This is a genomic window from Kitasatospora sp. NPDC059571 (assembly GCF_042735675.1).
Taxonomy (GTDB): Bacteria; Actinomycetota; Actinomycetes; order Streptomycetales; family Streptomycetaceae; genus Kitasatospora.
The window spans coordinates 1-1,332 of sequence record NZ_JBHWBW010000835.1 but is presented as its reverse complement, the minus strand read 5'-3'; the positions used below and the strand labels follow the sequence as shown (position 1 = coordinate 1,332).

The following is a 1,332-nucleotide window of genomic DNA, read 5'->3' as shown; positions in this document are numbered from 1 at the left end:
GTCCCGCCGTCACGGCGGGACCGGGCCTCGCCCGTTCCCCGCCCGCTCCCCCCGCGGACCGATGATCCGTCAGGTCGCTACCGTATGGGGCGTCACGCCGCGTCCGAGGGGGAGCCACCGCATGCCGACCGATCAACTGCCGCCCGTCTTCCAGCCCCTGCTCCCGGACGACCCGCGCGAGGTGGGCGGCTACCGGCTGTACGCCAGACTCGGCGCCGGCGGGATGGGCCGGGTCTACCTCTCCTCCACGCCGGGCGGCCGGCCGGTCGCGCTGAAGGTGGTGCGCCCGGAGTTCGCGGAGGACCCGGAGTTCCGGCGCCGGTTCGCCCAGGAGGTGTCGAACGCCCAGCGGATCCACGGCCTCTACACCGCCCAGGTGATCGACTCCGGTCTGGACGCGGACGCGCCGTGGCTGGTCACCGCGTACGTGCCGGGCCCGTCGCTGCAGCAGGTGGTGCGGGAGCACGGCGCGCTGCCGGTGCGCACCGTGCTGCTGCTGGCCGGCGGCGTCGCGGAGGCGCTCCAGGCGATCCACGGCGTGGGGGTGGTGCACCGCGACCTCAAGCCGGCCAACGTGCTGGTCGCCGCGGACGGGCCGCGGGTGATCGACTTCGGCATCGCCCGGGCCGCCGACGCCACCGCGCTCACCGGCACCGGCTTCCGGATCGGCTCGCCCGCCTTCATGTCGCCCGAGCAGGCACAGGGCAGGCCGGTCACCGAGGCCACCGACGTCTTCGCGCTGGGCGCCCTCGCGGCGTACGTCGCCGGCGGTGTCCCGCCGTTCGGCGAGGGCCCGGAGACGGCCGTGCTCTACCGGGTGGTGCACGAGGAGCCCGACCTGTCCGCCGTCCCGGCCGAGCTGCGGGAGCTGGTCGGGCGGTGCCTGGCCAAGGACCCGGCGGCGCGCCCCGGACCGGCCGAGGTCATCGCGGCCGCGCGCAGCCACCCGGCGGTCGGCGGGCAGCTGCGGTTCGGCGACGACTGGCTCCCCGCGCAGGTCGGCACCGAGCTCACCCGGCGCGCGGACCTGCCGAGGACGCCGCCCACCCCGCTGCCGGTGCCGCCCGCCGCAGCGCCGACGCCCACCGCCGCGGCCACGGTGCCCTCGGTCGGGACCGGACCGGCGGCACCGCCGCAGCACCACCCGGCGCCCGGTGCGGTGCCGCCGCCGCTCGGCGCGTTCGGCCCGCCGCAGCCGGTCGGCACCCCGACCGTGCCGGTGGCCGCCGGCCACCCGTACCCGGGCCCGCCGACCGCCGCACCGGCCGTGCCGGTGCCGGCCGGCCGGGGCGTCTCCTGGCGGACGCTGCTGACCGTCGCACTGGCGACGGC

Annotated in this window: 1 protein-coding gene; it reads left to right on the top strand. The window is 78.5% G+C overall.

The annotated features are described in order from the left end of the window. Positions 1 to 121 precede the first annotated feature (121 nt). On the top strand, positions 122 to 1,332 hold a 1,211-nt coding region (locus tag ACFV0G_RS39405), incomplete at its 3' end, for a protein kinase (RefSeq protein ID WP_380558762.1).